We start from the raw sequence: 23,918 nt of genomic DNA on the forward strand, positions 1-23,918 counted from the left end.
ATGGCCAGTGAAACCGGAGAATCGATACGGCCCGGCAGGACGTACATTCCGTGGGACGACCTGCCGGTACAGCGGGAGACGATCGCCGGTATCGGGACCGTTCTCCCCGTCGTCGTCCTGTACCTACTCATCGCGGTGCTTCCGATCGTGTTCGCGTTCTGGGCATCGTTACACGAGATCCACACGCTCAACCCCGAGTGGCAATGGGCCGGACTCTCGAACTACCGGGAAGTCCTGAACATCTCCACGTTCTGGGACTCGTTGTGGCGGGGGATCGTCTACATGGTCGGCAGCACGCTCCTCCAGCTCGCCGTCGGGCTCTGGATGGCGCTGGTGCTCAACCGCATCACCCGCGGCCAGAAACTGCTCACTGCAGTGGTCTTTACGGCCTACCTGATCCCGACGATCATCGTTTCGCTGGTCGCGATGCGGGTGTTCGACCCGTCCGGCGGCGTCTTCCAGATGATCGGTGCGGAGTGGCTCGGTCTGTGGGGCGGTCGGGAGGCTCCGCTCGGCTCGCGAGACTGGGCGATGCGGCTGCTGATCCTCATCGGGACCTGGAAGTTCGCCGTCTTCGTCACGATCTTCACGCTCGCGCAGCTGCGAGCGATCCCGGATCGGTTCTACGAGGCGGCGAAGATCTGTGGCGCGAACCGGTGGCAGATGTTCCGTGACATCACGCTGCCGCGGCTCATGGGGATCGTCCTAGTCGTCGTCTTGCTTCGATCGGTCTTCATGTTCAACAAGTTCGATATCATCTGGCAGCTCACGGAAGGCGGACCCGGCGATGCCACGACGACGCTGCCCGTGCTGGCATACAAGACCGTTTACACGGACCAGGCCTACGGACTGGCCAACGCGATCTCCGTCGTCATGTTCCTGTTCCTGCTGGCGTCGGCGATCATCTACTTCAAACTATTCAACCCCAGCGAGGAGGTGGAGACGACAACATGAGTCAGAGCGAACCACCGGGAGGCGTATTCGGCCTCTCATACGACGGCGAGACGCGAGTCTCTGAGGCACTGAAACTCGTCAGCACCGCGATCATCGTGCTCGTCGGTGCCTGGCCGATTTACTGGATGACACAGCTGGCCTTCACCCAGTACGAGACGGTTGAGGACACAGTCACCGTCTTCCCGACGCCGGACATCTTCACGTTCGACAATTTCAACGTGTTGACCGATCCGGAGATGTACACCTACATGTTCAACACGGTCGTGGTAGCCATCGGGACCATCGTGACGGTCGTCCTCGTCTCGCTGATCGCCGGCTACGGCCTCGCGAGGCTGGAGTTCCCCCAGAAGGAGAACTTCGCGCGGATCCTCCTGATCGGGTACCTCTTCAGTCCGATCGTCATCGGGATCCCGCTCTACCAGATCTGGCAGAATATCGGCCTGCTCGGAACCCGCTTCGGGCTCATCATCGCCCTGTCGGCGATCTCGATGCCCTTTGCGGTCTGGCTGATGTGGAAGTACATCATGACGATCCCGGAGGCCCACGAGGAGGCGGCATGGGTCGATGGCGCGTCACGGTGGCGGGGCTTTCGCGATGTCGTCGTCCCGCAGTGCCGACCGGCGATTATCGCCGCTGCCCTGTTCGCCTTCGCGCTCGCCTGGAACGACTTCACGTTCGCGCAGATCCTCCTGCCCCAGACCGAGACCACGACGTTCGCACCCGGCATCCTTCGGGCGATGGGGCAAGCACAGTTCCTGCCGGACGCCTACCTGATGGCGATCTCGCTGGCCATGACGCTGCCACCGCTCCTGTTCGCCTACTTCATGCAGAGCTATCTGCTGAAAGGCTTCCAGGTCAGAGCCCTCTGAGAGTGCACCACCTTTACAACTAATACCACGAGATAACCCAACATATGCCAGACATCGAGATACGGAATCTGACGAAAGTGTACGAAGAATCGGGCAACGAAATCGTCGCTGTCGACGACGTCGATCTCACCATCAAGGACGGCGAGTTCGTGACGCTCGTCGGCCCCTCGGGCTGCGGGAAGACCACGACGCTACGCTGCGTCGCGGGGCTGAACAAGCCCACCAGCGGGACGATCACGTTCGGCGACCGCGAGGTGACGGACAAGCCTGTTCAGGAGCGTAACATCGCGTTGCTCTTCCAGGACATCGCGCTCTACCCCCACATGAGCGTCCAGGAGAACATGGCCTACGGCCTCAAGATCACCGGCTTCTCGCGGGAGGAACGCATCGCCCGCGTTGAGGAGGCCGCCGAATTGCTCCAGATCACGGACCAACTCGAGAAGATGCCGGCTGATCTCTCGGGCGGCCAGCAACAGCGCGTCGCGCTCGGCCGATCGCTCGTGCGCGACCCGGAGATATTCCTGTTCGACGAGCCGATGTCGGACCTGGACGCCAAGCTCAAGGCCGAACTGCGGCCGGTCATCGAGAAAGTGACCGACGAGATCGGCTGTCCGACGCTGTACGTGACTCACGACCAGGAAGAGGCGATGACCATGTCAGACCGCGTCGCGGTCATCAACGACGGCGAACTGGCCCAGGTCGCCCCGCCGAAAGAGGTCTACGACGAGCCCAATTCGCAGTTCGTCAGTCAGTTCATCGGCCAGCCGTCGACGCAGTTCTTCGACGGGAAGGTCGGAGCCGTCAACGGAACCGCAGAACTCGACGTCGGCGGCTACGAGTACGACCTCGCCCGCGACGGCCTCGAGGGCTGGGCCGGTGAGGACATCCGCGTCGGCCTTCGGCCGCAGTACATCCGAGTCAGCGAGGATCCCGAGGCCGGTATCCCGGCGACGCACCTGCTCGACGAGCCGCTGGGCGATGCGACCCACAGCTTCTTCGACACGGAGTTTGGCGAGATCGTCGTCGTCACCGATCCGGACTTCGTGGGCGACGGCAAGGAGTACAGTCTCGTCTTCGACGATGAGTACATCCAACTGTTCGATACCGACTCCGGCGTTCGGATCGCCTGATCGGTTCAGTTCTTTTCGTCGCCGCTCGCTCGGGCGGCCGCGCTCGTATCCGCGTCAGCAGCGACCGCCGTCTCTCGATTCTCCGGTGCCGTCGAGCGGACGACGATCGTGTCAGCCGCGTGGTCGCCGATACGACGACCGCCGGTCACGAGCGCCGACGCGAGGCCGACCACCAGCGGCGGGACGCCGAGTAGATCGACGTATCGAAGCAGGTTTCGCACGGCGCTGGCCCGGAGCGTACACTGGCTTCCATCCGCCATGACTACCAGTAGGCCGCGGTTGACCTTCCCCGGCGTCCGGCCGTAGCGCCACTCGAGAGTGAACGAGTACGTCGCGTAGAGCGGCAGGAGAGCGAGCAGCGAGAGGGGGACGACGGCCCCGCCCAGCGCCTCGTAGGGCCCGCTGAAGACCACGCTCGCGACGTAGATCAGCGGGAACTCGATCAGTACGTAACAGACGATCAGATCGATTGCCGCCGCGACGCCGCGGTCGATCACTACGTCCCGGTCGTCCGCGGTCTCGACTTTCGGTGCCGGCTGTCGCTGGGTCGGCAAGAATCCGTCCAGCTTCCAGTCGATCACGGGCCCACCGCCTCGCCGTTCATGGCGGAGTCATTCGACAGCGGACACAAAATACCTGCCGTCGTCCGTCCGTAGTCACTCCATGCGGATGTCCGTCCGCAGCGTCACGAGGAAGTAGCCCAACAGGAAGAGCGTAATCCCGCCGAAGACCTGCGAATCGATCGACAGGTAGCCGTCTACCTGGTACAGCAGGACGCTCGTCACCGCCAGCACGATGATGGCACCGCCGGTTCGCCGCCGTTCCCACAGTTTCTCGAGGGCGATTCCGGCGGTGGATTTCTCGACTGCATCCGACGCTTTGCGGATGTTCTCCAGACCTGCACTCTCCGTTTTCCGCGATGTGGACTCTCCACTCATATATAGCTGCAATTTCCTCCGAGGATTAAATAGATGTGGGTGACAGTGACACGGGAATCTCGTGACGCTCGCTCGGCCGGCGTCGAAGCCCTTCGGCGGGCGAGGCGATTCACTGCGCGATTATTCGTCGAGCGCGTCGATGCGCAGATCGTCGTCGAATTGCAGGGTGTTCTCGATCTCGACCTCGTCGACATCCTCGAAGGCCCAGCGGGCGATCGAGCGGCGGTGGACCTCGTCGGCCCCGTCGACGATGCGGAACTCCCGGACGGATTCGTAGAAGTGTGCGATCGGCAGGTCCTTGCCGATCCCGTTACCGCCACAACACTGCACGGCGAGGTCGATCGTCTCGTTGGTGACGTTCGCGGCGAACATCTTCGACATCGCGACCTCGATGCGGGCGTCGTTGCGGTCGAGTTCGCGTGCGGCGTGGCGAACCATCGTCCGTGCGGCGTGGAGTTGCGTCTCGGCGTCGGCGATGCGGTGACGCAGTGCCTGCTTGTCCTCGAGTTTCGAGCCGAAGGCCTCGCGCTCCTGGAGATAGGCCTTCGCGACGTCCAGCGACCGTTCGGCCATCCCGGAGTAGCGCATGCAGTGGGTGAGTCGGCCGCCGCCGAGTCGCATCTGGGCGATCTGGAAGCCCTCGCCTTCCTCGCCGATCGTGTTCTCGACGGGGACGCGGACGTTGTCGAACTTCACTTCGGCGTGGCCCCCTTCGCGTTCGGTGATGCCGTGTCCGCCGAGGTGGGGGACGTTGCGGACGACATCGACGCCGTCAGCGTCACGCGGGACGAGGATGATCGAGGTCCCCTCGTAGGGGTGGGCGTCGAGGTCGGTTCGGACCATCGTCAGGTAGAAATCAGCACCGAGCCCATCGGAGGTCCACCACTTGTGGCCGTTGATGACCCACTCGTCACCGTCTTTGACGGCGGTGCTCTGGAGCATCTTCGGGTCCGAGCCGGCACCGACTTTGGGCTCGGTCATCGCGAACGCCGAGGAGAGCTCGCCTTGCACGAGCGGGCGGAGGTACTCCTCTTTCTGTTCTTCGGTGCCGACCATCTCGAGCGTGTGCATATTCCCCTCCTGAGGCGCGTTGGCCCGGATCGCGAGCGCGCCGATCAGCGAGCGGCCGACCTGTTCGAACGATGGCAGCATGTCGCTGAAGTCGAGTCCCTGACCGCCGTACTCCGCTGGCACCTGCGGCGCGAATAGATCCCGTTCTTTGGCCATCTCCCACATCTCGTGGATCTCGTCCATCGTGATCTCCTCGCCCGTGGCCAGCGCCTCGCGCTCGCGCGGAATGACGACTTCGTCCATGAACTCCTCTACGCGACCCGCAACCTCTTTTGCCTTCTCGGAATCGTGGTATTCCATAGTATGTATGCTGTATCACACCATTGTAAATCTATAGGTGTCTATTCCCATTGGTTGGAAACGACCGCAGTACTATCGACACTTCGAGACCCGTCACTGCCCTTCTTCATCTCGTCGTGTCCGCCCGTCGTGGCCCGCTGTGTCGGTCTCCGCTCGAGCGACTCGGACTCGCTCGAGGACGATGTGCCGGTCTTTTCGGGGACTGTCGGACGGGGCTTCACGTTCGAGACGGCCGTCAAAAGAGAGAACCGTGAGTCTCGCGGTCGAACGGGTTAGTCGTCGAGTGCGTCGATGCGGAGGTCTTCGTCGAACTGCAGGGTGTTCTCGATCTCGGCCTCGTCGACGTCCTCGAAGGCCCAGCGGGCGATCGAGCGGCGGTGAACCTCGTCGGCCCCGTCGACGATGCGGAACGCGCGGACGTTCTCGTAGAAGTGTGCGATCGGCAGGTCCTTGCCGATCCCGTTGCCGCCACAACACTGCAGGGCGAGGTCGATGGTCTCGTTGGTGACGTTCGCCGTGAACATCTTCGACATCGCGACCTCGATCCGGGCGTCGCTGCGGTCGAGTTCGCGTGCGGCGTGTCGGACCATCGTCCGTGCAGCGTGGAGTCGTGTCTCGGCGTCGGCGATGCGGTGGCGAAGCGCTTGCTTGTCCTCGAGTTTCGAGCCGAAGGCCTCGCGCTCCTGGAGGTAGGCCTTTGCGATGTCGAGCGAGCGCTCGGCCATGCCGGAGTAACGCATGCAGTGAGTGAGCCGACCGCCGCCGAGTCGCATCTGGGCGATCTGGAAGCCCTCACCTTCCTCGCCGATCGTGTTCTCGACGGGGACGCGGACGTTGTCGAACTTCATTTCGGCGTGGCCGCCTTCACGCTCGGTGATGCCGTGCCCGCCGAGGTGGGGAACGTTACGGACGACTTCAACGCCGTCAGCGTCGCGTGGCACCATGATAATCGATGTGCCCTCGTATGGATGGGCGTCGAGGTCGGTTCGGACCATCGCCAGATAGTAGTCGGCACCGAGCCCGTCGGAAGTCCACCACTTGTGGCCGTTGATGACCCACTCGTCGCCGTCCTTGACGGCGGTGCTCTGGAGCATCTTCGGGTCCGAGCCGGCACCGGCCTTTGGCTCGGTCATCGCGAACGCCGTCTGAATCTCCCCCTGCACGAGCGGGCGGAGCCACTCTTCTTTCTGCTCTTCCGTGCCGACCATCTCCAGGGTGTGCATGTTCCCCTCCTGCGGTGCGTTCGCACGAATGGCGAGCGCACCGATCAGCGAGCGGCCGACCTGTTCGAACGAGGGGAGCATGTCGCTGAAATCCAGTCCCTGGCCGCCGTACTCCTCGGGCACCTGCGGTGCGAACAGGTCCCGTTCCTTGGCCATCTCCCACATCTCGTGGATCTCGTCCATGGTGATCTGCTCACCCGTGGCCAGCGCCTCCCGTTCGCGGGGGATGACGACCTCGTCCATGAATTCCTCTACGCGACCCGCAACCTCCTTTGCTTTCTCGGAGTCGTGGTACTCCATATCACCCATGATCGTATACAGCACTGTAAAGCTATAGGTAGCCGATCGTATAAATTGGCAACCGATGGAGAGACGCCCGGCTACGGGAGCCGAACTCCGGTCCGGCTTCCAGTCCGCTCGAGCGCGAGTCCCGCCGGGGACGCCCGCTCAGACCCGTTCTATGATCGTCGCGACGCCCTGCCCGAAGCCGATACACATCGTCGACAGCGCGGTATCTTGCCCCGTTCGCTCGAGTTCGTGGGCGAGTTTCGTCAGCAACATCGCGCCGGTCGCGCCCAGCGGGTGGCCGTGGGCGATCGCCCCGCCGTTGACGTTGACGTCCTCCCAGGACGCGCCGGTCTCCTCGAGCCACGCGCCGACGACCGACGCGAACGCCTCGTTGACCTCGAAGAGGTCGATGTCGCCGACCGTCATATCGGTCTGCTCGAGGACGTTCTCGGTCGCGGGAATCGGTCCCTTCAGCATCGTCACGGGATCGACGCCGACGACTTCGGTCTGGACGATTCGGGCCATCGGCTCCCAGCCGTGTTCCGCGGCGGCTTCCTCGCTCGCGATGAGCAGCGCAGCCGAGCCGTCGACGATACCCGACGAATTGCCGGGGTGGTGGAAGCCCTCGCCTTCCTCGCGGAACGACAGCGGGAGTTCGGAGAGGGTTTCTTCGTCCGTTCCCGGACGCGGGTGTTCGTCCTGCTCGACGACGACCGTCTCACGGGTCGTTTCACTCCCCGTTCGACTATCCGAGTCGCTTTGCGACTCGCTCTCCTCGCGCTCGAGTTCGGTCTCGACCGGCGTGATCTGGTCGTCGTACCGGCCCTCGTCCCAGGCCTCCTTCCAGCGCCGTTGTGAGTCGGCGGCGATCTCGTCGAGCCCCTCGCGCGTGAGGTCGTACTCCTCGGCGATGCGCTCGGCGCCCTCGCCCTGCGTGGTCAACTCGTCGAAGTGCTCGAAGTACGTGTCCGTCAGTGAGTCGCCGTCCGACCCCATCGGGACGCGGGTCATGTGCTCGACGCCGCCCGCGATGAGCACGTCGTGCTGCCCGGCCATGACGTTCGCCGCGGCGAAGTTGGCCGCCTGCTGGCCCGAACCGCACATTCGGTTGAGCTGTACTCCCGGCACGATATCGCCCCAGCCGGCGACCATCGGCGCGAGTCGCCCGATATTCATGCCTTGCTCGTCGACTGGCGTCACACAGCCGTAGATCACGTCCTCGATCGTCTCCGGCTCGAAGCCGTTGCGCTCGCGCAACGCCTCGAGCGGCTCGGCGGCCAGATCCTGTGGATGCGTGTCCCTGAACGAGCCGCCCCGTTTCCCGAACGGTGTTCGGACGGCGTCGACGATGACTGCGGAGTTCATAACGTGCGATTGGCTATTACACGATCGATCATAGAGGTTGTGCATAAATTCGTGATCGACGGTACTGGACTCTTTCTCGACTGAATCGATTCGTGAAACCCCGTGTCCGCTGCTACCACGCCGCAATGATTAACTCAGATAGCGTAGTAGTCGCTCGGACGATGGACTTTGGACTACCTAATTCAGCGAGAGAGTCCCCGCCGTTTACGGCGTTGACGAGACGCGAAGCGTCTCGTTCGCACATCAGAACGCTTCGCGTTCTGAGGACGGGCGTGAATCGCGCCACCCGACTACGCGAACCACCGGTTACTCCCCAGCTGGAGTCTCCAAGTCGTCGGCGGCGTGGATCAACATCCCACGCCACGTCAGACCGTGTTCGTTTTTCACGCGTTTGATGCGCTCGTACTGTTCGTCGTCGGGGACTTCGATGTTAACGTGGTTCGACACAGTGTCTACGAGAATCCGTATATTTATGTTAGTTTCACTCGTACACAGAAGTAGCGATGAAGCGTACCAACGAGTTCGAAGTAGTTCCCCAGTCCGACGAGGACGAGGAGTTGCTTCGTCGACTGTTGGACGCTTCAGCCGCTCTCTGGAACGAGATCAATTATCAGCGCCGAACCAACTTCGACGACCCGGACGGCGACGTTTGGGAGATCGACGAGTACCGCGGTCGGTACGGCGGTACGCTCGGATCTTCGACCGTTCAACAGATCGAGCGCAAGAACCGCGAAGCGTGGCGCTCGTTCTTCGCACTCAGAGAAAAGGGCGAAGCCAACGGCAAGCCCGGCTTCTGGGGCAACCAAGACGAGGGTCGCGAACTGCGGACATACATCCGCAACACGTCGTACTCGGTCGAATGGGGCGAACACTCCCGGCTCGAAATTCTTGTTGGCCAAGACCTGAAAGAGGAGTACGGTCTTGGATACCAAGAACGGCTTCGTCTCGAGGTTCAGGGCAATCCGAACTGGAAGGAGTACGACAAACAGGGCCGGTTGGAACTGTATTACGATGATGTGAGCGAGACATTCAGGGCCTTTCAGCCAGTCACAATCGACAATTCTCGACTGGCACACCCACTGGCGGACGAAACCGCCGCTCTGGACATCGGCGCAAACAATATCGTCGCTTGTACGGTTTCGACTGGCGAGCAGTACCTGTACGAAGGCCGCGACCTGTTCAAGCGGTTCCGCGAGACTACGCAACGGATCGCAGAACTGCAATCGAAGCTCCGCGAAGGCCGGTACAGTTCGAAGCAAATCAACTCACTGTATCGACGCCGGACGCGACGGCGCGACCACGAAATGGACGCGCTCGCTCGCGACCTGATCGGACGGTTGTACGACGAGGGCGTTTCAACGGTGTATGTCGGCGATCTCACCGACGTACTCGAGACGCACTGGTCGGTTCGGACAAACACCAAGCTGCACAACTTCTGGGCGTTCCGACGGTTCATCAAGCGGCTCAGTTGCACCGGCGAGGAGTACGGTATCACCGTCGAGGTTCGAACGGAAGCATGGACCTCGCAGACGTGTCCGAACTGCGGTTCGACCGAGGACACGACGCGACACCAGGACACGGTGACCTGTACCTGCGGCTTCGAGGGCCACGCGGACCTTTCGGCAAGCGAGACGTTCTTGAGGCGTCATCAGAACTCTTCGAGTTCTGATTGGCAAACGAGACGCAAAGCGTCTCGTCAACGGCACGAAACAGACGTAGCACGGCCGATGGCACGGCCTGTGTGCCTCAAGTGGGACAGTCACGAATGGCTGGAGTCACCACGCTCTCCCCGTCCCAACGAGGAGCACACGAACCCGCAAGTTGCCTCCGTGGTCGTTCGAGACGACGAAGTCGTCTCGTGATGACGAGAGAGCTTGCTCTCTCGAAGCAACTCGGCATAGCCGAGACTCCCAGCGTGAGGAAACCCCGGCGTTCACGCCGGGGAGGATGTCATGACGACGACGTCTGGAACCGCGACGTGGAGATCAACCTCACCGGCACCTACAACATCAGCGCCGAGGTCTTCCCGGAAATGTGCGACCGCGGCTGGGGCCGGGTCGTGAACATGTCCTCGATGGCCGGCTGGTACGGCGGCTTCGGCCAGATATCCTACTCGGCGACGAAAGCCGCCATGATCGGCTTCGGCCGGACGATGGCGCTCGAGGGAGCCCAGTCTGGGGTGACCTCGAACGTCATCGCGCCCAACATCGTCGTCGGCGACTGGGCCGACATGAGCCCCGATGAACTCCGGGAGAACGTCGACGAGTACTACGCCCGCATCGCCGAGGCGACGCCGATGCGCCACCTCGGAACTGAGGAAGACGTGGCCAACATGGTCACCTACCTCTGCTCGGAGCAGACTTCCTACGTCACCGGGCAGGTGATCGGCGTGACCGGCGGGATCGATCTATTCAGCTTCTGACCGCGAGCGGGGACCGGCCGCGGTCGCGCTGTCGTCACGTCGGCAGTCACTCGGGATACGCGTCGCGCCAGGGCCGCTGGCGCTCGACCGCGGCGCTTGCGGCGATCACGTCGTCGTCAGCATGGCGTGGGCCCGCGATCTGCATCCCGACGGGGAGCCCGTCGACGACGCCGGCCGGGACCGAGGCCGCAGGTTGGCCGGTGAGGTTGAACGGCTGCGTGAGCACCCAGCCCCGATACGGCTCGATCTCGACGCCGTCGATCGCCGTCGGTTCCTCGCCGTGGGGGAACGGCGTCGTCCCCGCGGTCGCCGTCACGAGGAGATCGTACTCCTCGAAGAGGTCAACCAGCCCGTCGAGGACGTGGGTCCGAACGACGTCAGCGCGTTTGTACTCCCGCGTGGTCGGCTCCTCGGCGTCCATGATGAGGTCGACGAGATACGGCCGAAGGCGGTCGCGATCCTCGCCGAGCGGATCGAACCCCTCGTCCTCGAGGTTCTCGAGCAGCGATCCCCACCGCACGGTCGCCATCGTGTAGTAGGCCTCGAGGATCTCCTCGTTGTCGTGTCCGAGGTCGGGATCGACCGCGTCGACGGTCGCGCCGGCGTGCTCGAGCGCTGAGACGGCGTCCTCGAGCACGTTGCGCACGGCGGGGTCGACGGGATAGATGCCCATATCGGGGCTGTACGCGACGTTCAGTTCGTCGATCGGCCGGTCGACCGCGGCGCGGTACTCGCCCCCCTTCGGGACCGAGAAGGGATCGCGCGGATGGGATCCGGCCATCACATCCAGCGACAGCGCCGCGTCTTCGACCGTCCGGGCCAACGGCCCCTTCGTGGAGAACGGGGTGTGACTGGCGAACGCATTCGGCCGGCTGACGTTCGGGATCACGCCCTGCGTGGGTTTCAGTCCGTATACGCCACAGAAGCTCGCCGGGATCCGGACCGAGCCGCCGGCGTCAGAGCCGGGTGCGAGCGGGACGAGCCGGTCGCCGAGCGCCGCGCCGGCCCCGCCGGAGGAGCCACCCGAGACGCGGTCGGGATCGAACGGTGTTCCGGTCGGCCCGGCGACGCGGTTGTCGGTCGTCGTCCCGAGCCCGAACTCGGGCGTGTTCGTTTTCCCGACCACGATCGCGCCCGCCTCCCTGAGCCGGGCGACGAACGGCGAATCCGACTCGACGACGCGGTCCTCGAAGAGCAGGGAGCCGGAGGTTGTCCGGACTCCCTCGACGTCGTCGAGATCCTTGATCGCGACGGGGACGCCGTGCAGCGGCCCGAGCGGCTCGCCATCGTCGATCGCGCGGTCGGCCTCGGCGGCCATCTCGCGGGCCAGATCGTCCGTGACGGTGACGAAGGCGTTCGTCCGATCGTTTCGGTCGTGGATCCGCTCGAGGGTGTCGTCGACGACCTCGGTCGGCGAGTACTCACCGTCCCGGATCGCTCTCGCGAGGCCGGCGGCCGTCGCGTGCGTGGGTGAAGCGACCATAGCGGTCAGTCTGTGATCCCCATCGACTTCGCGATCGTGTTCAGCTGAATCTCGTCGGTATCCTCGACGATCCGCAGGATGCGCGCCTGGTGGACCAGATCCATGCAGGGGTTCTCTTCGGCCAGCCCGTTCGCGCAATCGTCCAGACTCTCGAGGATCAGTTCGGTCTCGTCGTCGGTGTCGAAGCTCACGCCGCCTGCGGTATTAGCTATCATGCCTAAATGTGAACGATATTCGTTGATTGCTTATTGCTGGGGTGTCTGCTCGTCGTCTTCGGCCTCGAGGACGATGTCGAACTCGTCGCGCAGCGATTTCTTGTCGAACTTCCCGGTCGAGGTCTTCGGAATCTCCTCGATGAACCGGTATTCGTCGGGCAGCCACCAGGAGGGGAACGTCTCCGAGAGGTGGGCCTCGAGGTCGTCCTCGTCTACGTCCGCGCCCGCGGTCGGCACGACGACGGCCATCGGCCGCTCCTGCCAGCGCTCGTGGTCGACCGCGATGACCGTCGCCTCGCGGACGCCCTCGTGGGCGATGAGTTCGTTCTCGAGTTGCACCGACGAGATCCACTCCCCGCCGGACTTGATGACGTCCTTGTCCCGATCGACGATGTCGATGTATCCCATCTCGTCGCGGGTGGCGATGTCGCCGGTCCGCAGGAAGCCGTCCTCGGTAAAGGACTGCTCGTTTTCCTCGGGTCGGTTGTGGTAGCCGTCGGCCACCCAGGGGCTGCGAACCTGCAGTTCACCCATCGTCTCGCCGTCGGCGGGCACCTCCTCGCCGTCGTCGTCGAGTATGCGGATCTGCATACCCGGCACGGGCAGCCCCGCCTTCGCGCGGTACTCGTACTGCTCGTCGCTCGGTAGTTCGGCGACTTCCTTGCGGAGCGTGCTGAGCGACCCCAGCGGCGAGGTCTCGGTCATCCCCCACCCCTGGATGATCGGCGCGTCGTACTGCTCGTCGTACTTCCGGATGAGCGATTCGGGCGGCGCGGAGCCCCCGACCGTCAGCCGATCGATGTTCGAGATGTCGACCGTGGGATTCTCGTCGAGGAACTCGGCCATCTCGAGCCAGATCGTCGGCACCGCCGCGGAGAAGGTCACACCCTCCTCGTCGATCAGGCGCGCGATCGACTCCGGATCGGTGTGGACCGAGGGGAAGACCTGTTTGGCCCCGACGAGCGTCGCGCCGTAGGGAATTCCCCAGCCGTTGGCGTGGAACATGGGGACGACCGGGAGCACGGTGTCGCGCTCGCCGATCGCGTTGGCGTCGGTGTGACCGCCCATGATGCTGTGGAGGTACATCGCCCGGTGGGAGTAGGCGACGCCCTTGGGCAGCCCCGTCGTCCCCGAGGTGTGGCACATCCCGTACTCCGCGTCCTCGTCGATGTCCGGCCACTCGTACTCTGCCGGCTGCCCTTCGAGCAGCGATTCGTAGTCCGTGACCGGCTCGAGGCTCGTCTCCGGCACCTCGTCGTCGAGGACGACGTACTGCTCGACGGTGTCTAACTCGTCGGCGTTGGCCTCCACCTTTTCGATGAGGCCCGGATCGACGAAGATCACCCGGTCTTCGGCGTCGTCGATCGTGTGGACGAAGTGGTGGTCGGGCAGCCGCATGTTGCACATGTGGATCGACCGCCCCGAACACGCCGGCCCGAAGTAGAGTTCGTAGTGCCGGTAGTGGTTCGTCGCGACGACACCAACGCGGTCCCCCCGCTCGAGGCCGAGGTCGTCGAGCGCGTGCGCGAGTCGGTTGATTCGCTCGGACGCGTCGGCGTACGTGTAACGGTGGACGTTTCCGTCGGGCAGTTTCGTCACCAGTTCCCGGTCGGGAAACAGGTCGACCGCCCGCTCGAGTAACTTGTCAAGCGTTAACTGGGCACCCATCATGGTCGTCTGCAGTGATTCTGTCCAGCGACTTATGGTTTGGGTTGATATCGCTCCCGAAATTCGCTTGTGGGTCCATCACTGCCTCGTTTACGCGCTCAGCGCGGTTTTCGTCGGAGGCCGTCACCGCGACCGTGTCTACATTCCGTCGGCGGTGTCCTGTCAACGCAGCCGAAGAATTATACCTGCGGTCGTGGAGCGGTGGACTATGCCATACGATAGCATATACGATGCAGTCGCTGACCGGTACGAGTCGGGGATGGGGTGGGACGAACACGTACACGTCGGCGACGAGGAGTCGCTCAATATCGCCGAGGAGGCGCTGGGTCGTCACGCCGACTCCGACGAGACGGGCCTTCGCATCCGCGACTTCGAGCGCGGCGAGACCGAGACGTACACCTTCGCCGAACTCGCGGCGGCGGCGAATCGGGTCAGCAACTACCTGGTCGAACACACTGAGCGCGGCGACCGCGTCGGCGCGATGCTCCCGACGCGGCTCGAACTCTACGCCGTCGTCTTCGGCACGATTCAGGCCGGACGGATCTACCTGCCGCTCGCGCCCGTGTTCGGCCCCGACGCGCTGAACTACCGGCTCGAGGACTCGGGCGCGGCCGCGCTGTTCACGACGACCGAGGGCTGCGAGGTGGTCGATGGCGACCTGCCGGCACTCGAGCGCGTGGTCGCACTCGACGACGGTTCCCTCGAGGGCGACGCGACGGTCGACGAGTACGACGCCGTCCGCGCCCGCGACGACGAGTTCGAGACCGTCGAGACGCACCCGAACGACCCTTACTCGCTGACCTACACCTCGGGGACGACGGGCCCGCCGAAGGGCGTCCCGACGAGCCATCGCGGCCCGATCGAACTCTACGCCTACTCCGAGTACGTCGTCGACCTCCAGCCGGACGACGTCTACCTCGTCGCGGCGTCGCCGTCGTGGTCCTACGGGCTCACCATGGGGACGATCATGTCTGGCGTCCGCGGGACGGCCATCGGCTGCTATCGCGGCCAATTTGATCCCCACGCGTTCTTCGAAACGCTCGAGGCGTGGGACGTCGACAACGCGATGATCCCGCCGACGGCGCTCAGACAGTCGCGGGCCGCCGGGATCGACCTCGAGGCGTGGGACATCGACCTCCGGGTGTTGATCTCGGCCGGCGAATCGCTGGACGAAGAGACCGTCAACTGGTGCGAGGACGGACTGGGCGCGCCGCCCCAGGACGCCTACGGGCTGACGGAGGGCGGCATGGTCGTCTGCAACTACGCGTTCGACGACTGGGACGTAAAGCCCGGAAGCATGGGAAAAGTCACGCCCGGCGAGGAAGTGGCGTTGTTGGACGACGACGGAAACGAGGTCGATCAGGGCGAGGTCGGCGAGATCGCGATCAGACGCGACGAGGACGCGCGGGGATCGTACTGGGGTCGTCCAGAGGCGACCCTCGAGACCTTCACCGGCCTCTGGCTCCGAACCGGCGACCTCGCGCGGCGGGACGAGGACGGCTACTTCTGGTACGTCAGCCGGGCCGACGACGTTATCATCTCCGCGGGGTACCGGATCGGCCCCGCGGAGGTCGAGGAGACGCTGCTCGACCATCCCGCCGTCGAGGAGGCTGCCGTCGTCGGGGAAGACCACGAGACCCGCGGCCAGATCGTCAAAGCGTACGTCACCCTCGTCGGCGACCACGAACCGTCCGGAGAACTCGAGGTGGAACTGAGCGAGTTCGCCCGCGCGGAGCTCTCGAAACACGAGTACCCCCGCGAGATCGCGTTCCTCGACGCGCTTCCGAAGACAGCCAGCGGGAAGATCAAGCGCTCCACGCTCGCTGAGTGATGACCGGTCGCGCCCCGACGACTACGCCGCTCACAGGATCACACCGCTCTCGCGGAGGTCGGCCAGTTCGTCCTCGTCGTACCCCACCGACGCGAGCAGGGCGTCGGTGTGCGCTCCGTGGCCCGGAACCGACTCGTCGTGGCTCTCGGGCACGTTAGACCCCGCTGCCGGAAACCCGACCCGCGGCGGCGCATCCGCCGGCCGCTCGATCAGTCCGCGCGCCTCGAGCTGGGGGTGCTCTGTGGCTTCGGCCGGCGTACACACCGGCCCGACCATCGTCTCGTCGGAAAGCGCCTCGAGCCACTCCTCCTGCGAGCGGCTCGCGAACAGCGACTCGAGTTCCTCGCGGACCGCCTCGAGTTCGGCCGGGTCGTCGGTGCCGTGAGCGTCGATCAGCCCCTCCCGTCCGGTCTCCTCGCAGAAGGCTTCCCAGAACTTCGGCTCGAGCGCCGCGAGCGTCACGTAGCGCCCGTCGGCTGCCTCGTACACGTCGTACCAGGGGTACCGTCCGGTGAGCGCGGTCTCGCCGGGCCGGGGATCGTCGCCGGTGAGCGCCTCGTGGGAAATCGCCTGCGAGAACGAGGCAACTACGTCGGTCATGGCCACGTCGATATACTCCCCGCCGTTACCGAGTTCGCGAGACAGGAGTCCGCCGACGATGCTGAAGGCCGCGAACAGCCCGCCGCCGAGGTCGCCGATCTGGTAGCCGGGGATCTGCGGTGCCATCGCCTCGTCCTCGCGAGTCATATCGAGCAGCCCCGCGAGCCCGACGTAATTGAGGTCGTGGCCCGCGCGCTCGGCGTACGGCCCGGTTTGACCGTAGCCCGAGAGCGAGCAGTAGACGAGGTCCTCGTTGTACTCGAGCAGCGTTTCGTAGCCGATCCCGAGTCGCTCGGCGACGCCCGGTCGGAACTGTTCGAAGACGACGTCGGCGTCCGCGACGAGTCTGTAGAAGGCCTCCCGCCCCGCCGCCGATTTCAGGTCGACGGCGATGCTACGCTTGCCTCGATTGACGCTGTCGAACAGCGCGCCGACGTCGCGGTCCGTCGTCGGCGGTGTGTACCGCGCGTAATCCCCCGCGTCGGTGTCCTCGACTTTGATCACGTCAGCGCCCACGTCGGCGAGCAGTTGCGTCGCGTACGGGCCCGGAAGCAGGCGGGACAGGTCGAGTATTCGGACGGAATCGAGCTGCATGGTGCCACGTCCCGGTCTTCTCTCAAAAGCCTACTGTCGTCGAGCAACCAGCCACCGCGGCGACCGCTGCTGCGTCGGCAGTCGCCTCGTCTCGTCAGCCGCCGCCTCGTTCCGTCAGCCGCCGCCTCGCCTCGTCAGCCGCCGCCTCGCCTCGTCAGCCGCCGCCTCGTCTCGTCAGCCGCCGCCTCGTTCCGTCAGCCGCCGCCTCGCCTCGTCAGCCGCCGCCTCGCCTCGTCAGCCGCCGCCTCGTCTCGTCAGCCGCCGCCTCGTCTCGTCAGCCGCCGCCTCGTTCCGTCAATCGTCGCCCTCCAGTTGCACTAACTCGTCGACGTCCGGGATATCGGCCGCGGCGTCCGTGATCTGTTGCATCCGATCGGTGTGTTTGTCGACCGCGTAGGCGGCCAGTCTCCCGTCCTCGAGGCCGACGCGTTCCTCGGGGTCGTCCGGCTGGAACCGCTCGTCCTCGGTGATCCCCTGGACGAGCGGGAGGAGTTCCTCGACCGTTTCCTCGACGATTGCGGGGTCGACGCCCTCGGCGATGAGCTTCTTGAGCTGGTTCATCCCGAAGCCGACGTGGCGGCCCTCGTCGCTGCGGATCTTCGTAAAGCCCTGGACGAGCCCCGGCAGGTGGGGAAGTTCGTCGAACTCGCCGCCGTAGGAGGTCTGCATCCCGTAGTACCCCGTCTGAGCGAGGATTCCCTCGACCGTGAGGTGGTAGTGGCAGTACGCCTTCGCCCGGTTCTCGGGCGTGTCCTCCTCGAGCAGCCGGAACTGCGCCTGCCGGTTGCGGTCGAACAGTTCGATGTACGGGTCGTTGAACCACCGCTCGTGGCGGGGGTTCGATCGCTCCCAGCCCAGTTCGTCTTCGACCGTCCAGATGACCTCCCGCCAGTAGCGGTCGAAGAAGTCCGCGTGTTTGGCCTCCTCGTACATTTGGGTGGTCAGGAACAGCTGGTCGTCGATATTGTCGAGCACCGCACCCAGCGGTGCGAGATCCTCGGTGACCGCGTCCTCGCCCGCGCCGAACTTTGCGATGCCGTTGAGGGTGCCGTACCACGACTGCCGGTCGTACGATTCCGAGGCCTCGATGAACTCGAGGAGGTTCTCGACGTCTTCCTCGAGGTCGATCTCGCCGGGGTCCCAGTGTCGCTCGACCGCGTTTCGATAGTAGCGGTTCGATCTGGACTCCCGGTCCATCATCTCAGTTGGCGTGTACTCTGTTGCCATATGCCACATATGTTGACTCGACTATTAAATGTGCGGTCGCTGTCGGGTACACTCGACTCGCGAGGACTCCGTTCGGACCGTCTCGGCTGGCAGCCGACACGACACGGAACGGGGGTGCGGTCTGCGGTCAGCCGCCGCTCTCGCCGGTGTTCGCTCGCGGGGTGTCCCCGCTCGCGTCATCCGAGGCGCGTTGCGCCTCGCTCTCCTCGACGCGCTCGTGGACGTCGAGCGTGGTCATCGTTCGGTACGTTTCGATTCGGTCGGTCTTGGCGAGTCGGTATCTATAATAGACGTACGCGACGCCGAACCAGCCGATGAGGACCATGCCGACGACTGGTCGCTGGAGGAGCGTGACCAGCCAGAACGCGCCGGTGGCGACTCCCCCGCCCAGTACCGCGAGGAGGAGCCCGCGGTATCGGCGGAGTCGAAACGGGGCGTTGGCGTAGTGTGCCGGGAACTCCCGCGGCAGGTTCCAGAGGCCGATGGCACAGAAGAAGTACGCCGTGAGACTGGCCAGGCCGATGAACACGGAGAGTCCGACGATTTCGTCCGCGAGGGGGACGAGCACGAACGGCGGGACGCCGAGCACGGCGACGGCGTAATGGGGCGTGTCGAACCGGGGGTGAATCCGGGACAGCGACGCCGGGAGAATGCCGTCGCGACTCGCGCGCATGAGCGTCCGAGAGAAGACGAGCAGCGTCGTATTCACTGTGGTGACGACCGCGAAGATCGCGCCGGCGGCGACGACGTACTCGCCCCACCAGGGGAGAAATCTCGAGGCGGCGAGCGCGAGATCGGCTTCGTTCCCCAGTTCCACGTACGGAACGACCCCGACAAGGACGGCGATCAACCCCACGTAAAACAGCACGACGATACCAATACCGAGTCCCAGTACGAGTGGGATCGTCCGTCCGGGGTCGTCTATCTCCTCCCCGAGTTCGATCAGTAACCCGAATCCGAGGAACGGGTAGAACAGCGCCACAACCGCGAGCCCGAACCCGCCGTAATCCGGGAAGAACGGGGTGTAATTGGCGGTCTCGATCGCGGCCGCTCCGGGGACGATGAACGTCAGGAGTGAGACGACGAGACCGATGAAAAAGACGATCTGCACCTGCGCGACGACCCTGAGCCCGACGACGTTGACGAGCAAGACGAACCCGAGCAGGACGTAGATGAGCCACATCGACGGCACGTCGAAGAAGATTCGGGTGTACTCGGCGAAGCCGGTCGCCGTAATGAGCAACGACGCCCACGCGACGAGGGGTATCGTGAACGGGACCAGAAACCCCCAGTAGGGGGCTGTGAGACGAGAAATATAGACGTACAGGCCGCCGGCGACCGGCATCGCCGAGCCGAGCAAGGCGTTGTACAGGACGACGAACCCGGCCGGGATCGCTGCGAGCATGATCGCCAGGACGAGCGCCGGCCCCGCGGTTCCCGCCAGCGGCCCCGGCAAGACGAATATCGGGACCGAAATCGCGTTCCCGACCAGGAGCGCCAGCACCCCGAGGATGCCGATGCTCGAGGAGAGCGTCTCCCCGTCGCCGTCGGTAACCCCGCTCATTTCGTCGCCGAACGATCTTTGCGGCGGCGACGAATCGCGTAGTCGCGGAACCGTCGTCCGAGGACGAACCCGACGATACCGCCGAGGAACGGCGTGAGGACGAGCAGCGCCTGAACTGTCAGTACGGGGAGCACGATCCCGATGCCGAGACCGACTACGAGCCCTCCTTCGGGATACTGCGCCGCGGCTACCTCACGCTCGACATCGTCCATCGCCGCCGGATCATCGCGGTACTGTCCGATTGCCATGTTATGAGCAACCATACCAATGATAAAATATCTTCGGGTGTTGACACTCGAGGAGTACCGTCGGAGAGAGCGCCGGCCGAACCGAGTAGCCACGTCAGTTGACAAGAACTAAGTCGATACTCGTGAAGAGTGCTGGCATGGCACAACAGAGCGCTGCCGTCGTCGGCGGCGGCATCATGGGCGCTGGCATCGCACAGGTACTCGCACGGAACGGCTACGACGTGGCCGTCCGCGAGATCAACGAGGAACTGGCCGACGAGGCGCGCGAACGCGTCATCTCGGGCAACTACGGACTCGAGGACGCCGTCGAAGGCGGCTATCTCTCCGAGGACGAGATGGACGAGGTGCTCGAGCGGATGACGTTCACGACGGACCTCGACGCGGCGACCGACGGGACCGAGTTCGTCATCGAGGCGGTGACGGAGAATCTCGCGATCAAGGGACAGGTCTTCCGCGACCTGGACGAGGTCACGGACGACCAGCCGCTGTACTCGAACACGAGCGGCTTCGCGGTGACCTCGATCGCCAACGCCGTCTCCGACCCATCTCGAGTCGCGGTGACGCACTTCTTCAACCCCGTCGCCGTCATGGACATGGTCGAGATCGTGCAAGCGCCCGAGACCGACGAGGCCGTCGTCGAGCGCGCCGAGGAGTTGATCGACGAACTCGGAAAAACGCGTGTTACCATCGATGACGACCCCGGTTCCTACGGCTTCCTCGCCAACCGCTGTCACGCGGCGATGCGCGAGGAGGCCCAGAAGATCGTCGACGAGGGCATCGCCACGGAGGAACAGGTCGACAAGGCGCTCGAGGACGGCTACAACCTCCCCGTCGGCCCGTTCTCGCTGACCGGCATCGGCGAGGAGTGGGACTGAGGGCTGTTTCTACAGCGGTGTGGACTCGTTTTTCGCTTCGGACCGACGAACCGACATGCGGTGGCGCGCGCTGTCGGTCGACCGAACGATAGTGAGGGCGGCCGATGATACTGCGCGAGGGATGAGCGAAGGAACGGAGTGACTGAGCGAATCGGCTGGGGAGGACGTGGAATCCCTAGTTGCCACGATAGCAGGACACCCTTATCAGCCAGTTCTAAACACCACTCAATGATTATTGTTAACCAAGACAGTGTGCGCTGCTATCGTGGCAATACGGAGGGACCACGCCCTCCCCAGCCGATTCGCTCGCTCTGCTCACGGTTCCCTTCAGTCACCGTTCGCTATCCGAGGCGCTCACAGTGTTCGCGCCTCGCACCGCTCACTCATCCTTCGCGCAGTATCGAACCGCAGTTCGCTAGTCGCTCACTGCGGTTCAGCGCGCGCCACCGCAGGTCGAAAATCGGGCGGGAGTGAGACAGCGGTCGTCCGCCCTGTCCCGTTACTTCCCGTCGAATTCGGGCTCGCGGTCCTCCGCGAACGCCGCCGCGCCTTCCGCGTGGTCTTCCGTCTTGAGCAGTTCCTGGAAGAGCGACCGGTCGTACGCCAGCCCCTCCTCGAGCCCGGAGTGAACGGCCATATCCGCGGACTTCTTGATCCCCTGGATCGCCAGCGGTGCCTGTCCAGCGAGGTCGGTGACGAATTCGTCGACTTCGTCCTCGAACTCGTCGCCGGCGTAGACGTGACTGACGATCCCCTCCTCGCCCGCTCGCTCCGCCGAAATGTGTTTCCCGGTCATCGCGAGCTCCTTCGCGACGGCGGGACCGGCCAGTTTCTCGACGTACTGGACGCCGCCGGCACCGGGGAGGATGCCGAGATTCACTTCGGGGAAGCCGAACGTACTGCCCTCGCTGGCCAGCCGGAAGTCACAGGCTAGCGCGGTCTCGAGGCCGCCGCCCAGACAGTAGCCGTCGATCTTCGCGATGACCGGCGCGGGGAAGTCCCGGATGACGTCGTAGTGGCTCCGGGCCGAGGTGCCGCCGGCCGACTCATCGGAGAAGCCGCCGATGTCCGCCCCCGCACAGAAGGCCTTCTCGCCGGCACCCTCGAGCACCACGGCGCGCAGCGCGACGCCGTCGGCGTCCTCGTTCCGTTCCTCGAGGGACTCGAGCCCCGCGATGATGTCGTCTCTGAGCTGGCCGTTCAGCGCGTTCAACGCGTCCGGCCGGTTCATCGTGATCGTGCCGACGCCGCGCTCGTCGTCGTACTCTACCAGGACAGTATCGAAAGATTGGTCCATGCACGGTGATCTCGGCCAACAGTCAAAAAGTACACTGTTCGCCGTTTCAGGCGTCGTGAACTCGTTCTCCCGACGATTCTACCGGACATCGATTACAGACGTTGCGAGGCGAACGCCACCCGTTTGCTCGTCGTCATACGGAGCGATCGGGAGCGAGCCGACGATGCGATCGCTCGCTCGAGTCGCGTTCGAAGCCGCGGGTGACGGCGTTCGGGAAAATAGCGAACCATATACTATATCTGGTACTATGGGGTAGTTATCTTGTTTCACATATCTTATCGGGTTCCATTTCAAAAATCGGACTCGAGCGATAGACCGTCTTCTTCGGAAGGTTATGAGTCAGCCATCAGTTTGGCGACGACCCGGTCGTGTTCGGCCCGAGAGACATTGAAATCCCTCTAGCTTGGTCGAAACTGATTGTTTCACACTTCTCGATGCTGTTACTGTCTCACTCATAGAGTACTAGATATGTTTCATCTCTCCTATAGTAAAAAGAGTGAAATCACCTCTCATTTCGACGAACGGTGGACGATACTGCGCGCCGGCTCGAACGCTGCTCGAGCACCGGGACGAACGTGGTCGACCGCTTCGACTGACGACTCAGACCGCCCGGTTCAGACCGCTCGGCTCAGAACGCCCGGAGGTCTTCGAGCACGGCTTCCGCACTGCCGTCGGCAATGACCTCGCGTGCCCGCTCGAGTCCGTCCTCGAGGCTATCGACATCCTGGCGGGCGTGCATCCGGAACGCGCCGTTGAGGGCGATAGCGTCGGCGAAGTGTCCCTCGCGCTCACCGCTGAGGACGGCCTCGGTGATCGACGCGGAGTCGGCCGTCACGTCGTCGACCTCGAGGTCTTCGGCCTCCATCGCCATGCCGTAGTTCGCCGTTTCGATCTCGTAATCCTCGAAGGAATCCGCACCGTCGTCGCCGTCTCGATCCCACTCCGCGACCTTCGTATATCCGGGCCGGATGTCGTCGTAGCCCTCCATTCCCTGGAAGAAGATGGCCCGCGAGTAGTCGAGTCGCTCGCTCTCGGTGATCGTGTCGGTCAGCTTCTTCGCGAACGCGAGGTGGTAGAACGAGCCCAGGTGAACGTCGGCGTTCGCCGGGTTCCCGATCGTTTCGATCGTGTTGACGAACGTTCGGACGCCCATCTGATCGCGCCGGTCGTAGAGGTCCTGTATTCCGGGGTTGAAATTCGGCTGATAGTAGAAGCCAAAGCCGGTCTCGTCGACCATATCCGCGCTTTCGCCGGGCTCGAGTTCGGTTCGGACGTCGAGCTCGTCGAGGACGTGTTTGTACGCCGTCGCTTTCTGCGTCGGGACCCGATCGCCGGAGTGGACGACGATGGGGGTGCCCGCGGCCGCGGCGACGATGCCGGCTCCGACGCCGAGGACGGCGGAGCTGTGTTTGCCGTCGTAGTTCGCCCCGCAGTCGACCGGATCGCACTCCGGCTCGGCGGTGACGACCGACTCCTCGCGCATGACGTCGGTGTAGGCCGCCAGCTCCGTCGGAATGTTTCGCTTCCAGCGATTGGCCAGCCAGAACGCGCCGAGCGTCGTTTCGTCCGGTTCGCCCGCCAGAATGCGCTGGAACGCCTCTCGAGCCTGTTCGCGAGTCATGTCGTCGGCCGACTTCGGGCCGGAGCCGATCACTGCCGTCAGCAGCCGCTTGAGCGGCCAGTCGCCGAATTCCTGGGTTGCGTGCGCCATGTTGTGCACCCGTTGGGTCGGATCGCGCAAAAGTCTCCCGCTTCC

At 64.2% G+C, this 23,918-nt stretch carries 20 protein-coding genes and 2 pseudogenes; 7 read left to right on the forward strand and 15 right to left on the reverse strand.

The annotated features are described in order from the left end of the window. The 3 genes from ACEWFR_RS05990 to ACEWFR_RS06000 are packed head-to-tail and all read left to right on the forward strand — an operon-like array spanning position 1 to position 2,953. Positions 1–954: a carbohydrate ABC transporter permease gene (locus ACEWFR_RS05990; protein WP_374060171.1), complete on the forward strand. Its 954-nt coding sequence runs from the start codon at positions 1–3 to the stop codon at positions 952–954. After that, positions 951–1,823: a carbohydrate ABC transporter permease gene (locus tag ACEWFR_RS05995; RefSeq protein WP_374060172.1), complete on the forward strand. Its 873-nt coding sequence runs from the start codon at positions 951–953 to the stop codon at positions 1,821–1,823. Before ACEWFR_RS05990 ends, ACEWFR_RS05995 begins: the two co-directional genes overlap by 4 nt. A gap of 44 nt (positions 1,824–1,867) precedes the next feature. Next, complete coding sequence (locus ACEWFR_RS06000) at positions 1,868–2,953, forward strand: ABC transporter ATP-binding protein (RefSeq protein ID WP_374060173.1); 1,086 nt, start codon at positions 1,868–1,870, stop codon at positions 2,951–2,953. Between the two features lie 5 nt (positions 2,954–2,958). Here the strand turns inward: ACEWFR_RS06000 and ACEWFR_RS06005 are convergent, their stop codons facing one another. The 6 genes from ACEWFR_RS06005 to ACEWFR_RS06030 form a co-directional block, all read right to left on the reverse strand. Continuing rightward, the gene (locus ACEWFR_RS06005; protein WP_374060174.1) at positions 2,959–3,534 is read right to left on the reverse strand and encodes an RDD family protein; all 576 of its coding nucleotides are present in this window, start codon (positions 3,532–3,534) and stop codon (positions 2,959–2,961) included. Positions 3,535–3,609: 75 nt separating this feature from the next. Beyond that, complete coding sequence (locus tag ACEWFR_RS06010; protein WP_374060175.1) at positions 3,610–3,891, reverse strand: hypothetical protein; 282 nt, start codon at positions 3,889–3,891, stop codon at positions 3,610–3,612. Between the two features lie 120 nt (positions 3,892–4,011). Further along, on the reverse strand, positions 4,012–5,262 hold the full coding sequence (locus ACEWFR_RS06015; RefSeq protein ID WP_374060176.1) for an acyl-CoA dehydrogenase family protein: 1,251 nt from the start codon (positions 5,260–5,262) through the stop codon (positions 4,012–4,014). 272 nt (positions 5,263–5,534) lie between these two features. Beyond that, positions 5,535–6,785, reverse strand: a complete 1,251-nt coding sequence (locus tag ACEWFR_RS06020; protein ID WP_374060177.1) for an acyl-CoA dehydrogenase family protein — start codon at positions 6,783–6,785, stop codon at positions 5,535–5,537. 147 nt (positions 6,786–6,932) lie between these two features. Then, on the reverse strand, positions 6,933–8,138 hold the full coding sequence (locus tag ACEWFR_RS06025) for an acetyl-CoA C-acyltransferase (RefSeq protein WP_374060178.1): 1,206 nt from the start codon (positions 8,136–8,138) through the stop codon (positions 6,933–6,935). Positions 8,139–8,444: 306 nt separating this feature from the next. Further along, the gene (locus ACEWFR_RS06030) at positions 8,445–8,585 is read right to left on the reverse strand and encodes a hypothetical protein (protein ID WP_021780798.1); all 141 of its coding nucleotides are present in this window, start codon (positions 8,583–8,585) and stop codon (positions 8,445–8,447) included. Positions 8,586–8,641: 56 nt separating this feature from the next. Here ACEWFR_RS06030 and ACEWFR_RS06035 point away from each other — a divergent pair, with 56 nt between their 5' ends. Both ACEWFR_RS06035 and ACEWFR_RS06040 read left to right on the forward strand, forming a co-directional pair. Next, positions 8,642–10,000, forward strand: coding sequence for an RNA-guided endonuclease InsQ/TnpB family protein (locus ACEWFR_RS06035; protein WP_374060179.1), 1,359 nt, complete (start codon positions 8,642–8,644; stop codon positions 9,998–10,000). Positions 10,001–10,077: 77 nt separating this feature from the next. Beyond that, positions 10,078–10,560: pseudogene (locus ACEWFR_RS06040) on the forward strand (SDR family NAD(P)-dependent oxidoreductase); the annotation flags it as partial. 46 nt (positions 10,561–10,606) lie between these two features. Here the strand turns inward: ACEWFR_RS06040 and ACEWFR_RS06045 are convergent. The 3 genes and pseudogenes from ACEWFR_RS06045 to ACEWFR_RS06055 form a co-directional block, all read right to left on the reverse strand. Further along, positions 10,607–12,043, reverse strand: coding sequence for an amidase (locus ACEWFR_RS06045; RefSeq protein ID WP_374060180.1), 1,437 nt, complete (start codon positions 12,041–12,043; stop codon positions 10,607–10,609). A 5-nt stretch (positions 12,044–12,048) separates the two neighbouring features. After that, positions 12,049–12,177: pseudogene (locus tag ACEWFR_RS06050) on the reverse strand (acyl-CoA dehydrogenase family protein); the annotation flags it as partial. Between the two features lie 111 nt (positions 12,178–12,288). Then, positions 12,289–13,926, reverse strand: a complete 1,638-nt coding sequence (locus ACEWFR_RS06055) for a long-chain fatty acid--CoA ligase (protein WP_374060181.1) — start codon at positions 13,924–13,926, stop codon at positions 12,289–12,291. Between the two features lie 208 nt (positions 13,927–14,134). Between ACEWFR_RS06055 and ACEWFR_RS06060 the strand changes: the two genes are divergently transcribed. Next, positions 14,135–15,757: an acyl-CoA synthetase gene (locus tag ACEWFR_RS06060; protein WP_374060182.1), complete on the forward strand. Its 1,623-nt coding sequence runs from the start codon at positions 14,135–14,137 to the stop codon at positions 15,755–15,757. A gap of 30 nt (positions 15,758–15,787) precedes the next feature. Here ACEWFR_RS06060 and ACEWFR_RS06065 read toward each other — a convergent pair whose 3' ends face one another. From ACEWFR_RS06065 to ACEWFR_RS06080, 4 genes are all read right to left on the reverse strand, one after another. Next, on the reverse strand, positions 15,788–16,951 hold the full coding sequence (locus ACEWFR_RS06065) for a CaiB/BaiF CoA transferase family protein (RefSeq protein ID WP_374060183.1): 1,164 nt from the start codon (positions 16,949–16,951) through the stop codon (positions 15,788–15,790). A 294-nt stretch (positions 16,952–17,245) separates the two neighbouring features. Continuing rightward, positions 17,246–18,178 carry a ribonucleoside-diphosphate reductase gene (locus tag ACEWFR_RS06070; RefSeq protein WP_374060184.1) on the reverse strand — a complete coding sequence of 311 codons (933 nt, stop codon included), beginning with the start codon at positions 18,176–18,178 and terminating at the stop codon, positions 17,246–17,248. Between the two features lie 127 nt (positions 18,179–18,305). Further along, complete coding sequence (locus ACEWFR_RS06075) at positions 18,306–19,742, reverse strand: APC family permease (RefSeq protein ID WP_374060185.1); 1,437 nt, start codon at positions 19,740–19,742, stop codon at positions 18,306–18,308. Beyond that, entirely contained in the window at positions 19,739–19,990 is a 252-nt protein-coding gene (locus tag ACEWFR_RS06080; protein ID WP_374060186.1) for a hypothetical protein, read from the reverse strand. Before ACEWFR_RS06080 ends, ACEWFR_RS06075 begins: the two co-directional genes overlap by 4 nt. A gap of 137 nt (positions 19,991–20,127) precedes the next feature. On the opposite strand from ACEWFR_RS06080, the gene ACEWFR_RS06085 reads away from it, so the two are divergent. Further along, positions 20,128–20,865, forward strand: a complete 738-nt coding sequence (locus tag ACEWFR_RS06085; protein WP_374060187.1) for a 3-hydroxyacyl-CoA dehydrogenase family protein — start codon at positions 20,128–20,130, stop codon at positions 20,863–20,865. A gap of 499 nt (positions 20,866–21,364) precedes the next feature. On the opposite strand, the gene ACEWFR_RS06090 is transcribed toward ACEWFR_RS06085, so the two are convergent. Both ACEWFR_RS06090 and ACEWFR_RS06095 read right to left on the reverse strand, forming a co-directional pair. Beyond that, positions 21,365–22,162, reverse strand: coding sequence for an enoyl-CoA hydratase/isomerase family protein (locus tag ACEWFR_RS06090; RefSeq protein WP_374060188.1), 798 nt, complete (start codon positions 22,160–22,162; stop codon positions 21,365–21,367). A gap of 628 nt (positions 22,163–22,790) precedes the next feature. Then, positions 22,791–23,873 carry an anthranilate phosphoribosyltransferase gene (locus ACEWFR_RS06095; protein ID WP_374060189.1) on the reverse strand — a complete coding sequence of 361 codons (1,083 nt, stop codon included), beginning with the start codon at positions 23,871–23,873 and terminating at the stop codon, positions 22,791–22,793. Positions 23,874–23,918: the final 45 nt, after the last annotated feature.

Origin of the sequence: Natrinema sp. H-ect4 (genome assembly GCF_041894845.1) — an archaeon.
Classification (GTDB): Archaea; Halobacteriota; Halobacteria; order Halobacteriales; family Natrialbaceae; genus Natrinema.